This window comes from Shewanella sp. N2AIL (genome assembly GCF_022690845.1).
GTDB lineage: Bacteria > Pseudomonadota > Gammaproteobacteria > Enterobacterales > Shewanellaceae > Shewanella > Shewanella baltica.
Genome location: NZ_JALBYT010000072.1, coordinates 1 through 1,328, shown reverse-complemented (window position 1 = coordinate 1,328; position 1,328 = coordinate 1). Strand labels below are relative to the sequence as shown.

Below are 1,328 nucleotides of genomic sequence, written 5' to 3'. Positions count from 1 at the left end.
CTCATATTGAGGTCCGAAAAAATATTCATATGATGGATTTGACTAAGCTGCATTGACTCGAGCTTAAAACACAAGAAAGGAGCCTCAATACCAATGGTATTTACTTCAAACTTAGTCGTGAGTCACGATTGTTACCTTATAGTGCCTGCTATGTCTTTAGCAATATAGCATTGATTTATGTCCATTTTAGCGCAGAGTTTTTGGGTTAGTGATGACTGTGTCGTTGTTTGGCTGAATCGTCAACGACGTCACGGAAATAGGTTAAACGACTAGATTTACTAATGTTCTGCATTCACAAATTACGGTTTCACTGGATTTAGCGCAGAACCTCAATCAGGGTGAGATTATGCTTTGTAAATTCTCTTAACATTTAGCTGTTTTGTTCTTTAATCGACTTAATGCGACAGTATTGATTTATATAAATCATCCATAATCGAATGAAATTCGTTCGACTGGATAGGTGTTGTTAACCAATCTAACAATGTATAATCCGGCCCTGGAACCTCAATTAGGCGATATGGTCGTTCTAATGATGCATCTATCATTTTTAACATTTAAAGTATCCCTACACAGATATAATAACACCATGTTATTATATCTTTTTTTATAAAAGGATTTTTTGCATGCTTAAAGTGTATCGGATAGATAGAAGCATTTTTGGTAAGATAAATAACAAATTTAAAAAACCGGATCTGCCTCTAGCCACTGCATCTATTGGTAACCCTTTTAAAAATTACAAGGATTTTAAGAGAGAAGGGTTTTATGTCTTATCTGACAAGACAGAGATAGACCGTTTTGTTGAAGCCTTTGGTGGTAGCTGGCAAGATGATCAATATTACATACGTCATCCTAAAGAGACGAGAACTAACGTATTAGTCCCTGCAAGTAAATTTCATAAGTATATAATCCGAGAAATGATAGGGGATATAATTTACTACTTGCGTGCACATCTGAATGTAAAAGAACTGGATTTGAGTATTAAATCAATTAAAACAGGTTCTTTAAGTGTTAAAGGTGTGGTTGAAGGATTACTCTTAGACGGCAAAACCACCCTAGATTTAAGTAGTGACTATACAGTAAAGATAAAATGTTCAGCGCCTCTTAAGCCATCAGAAAAGAAGACTGAGTACATATGGATTAATGAATTTCCGCATCTTATTTCGCTAGTCGATGAGGCTAAAAATGGAATATTCAGTATTAGTGAAAGTTTTGATTTGAGTTTCGGTTTTGACCTTAAAATGGCTGAGACGATAGGTGCTTCATTGGATTTAAGTGGTAACACCCAATTTAATTTTGTAGTTACTGTAGACTGAATAAAGGTTTGGTCC

1 protein-coding gene is annotated in these 1,328 nt (G+C 35.0%); it reads left to right on the top strand.

What is annotated here, in order from left to right; translation table 11 throughout:
• Positions 1-623 precede the first annotated feature (623 nt).
• Positions 624-1,313 carry a hypothetical protein gene (locus tag MO387_RS20735; protein WP_242326509.1) on the top strand — a complete coding sequence of 230 codons (690 nt, stop codon included), beginning with the start codon at positions 624-626 and terminating at the stop codon, positions 1,311-1,313.
• The last annotated feature ends 15 nt before the right edge of the window (positions 1,314-1,328 follow it).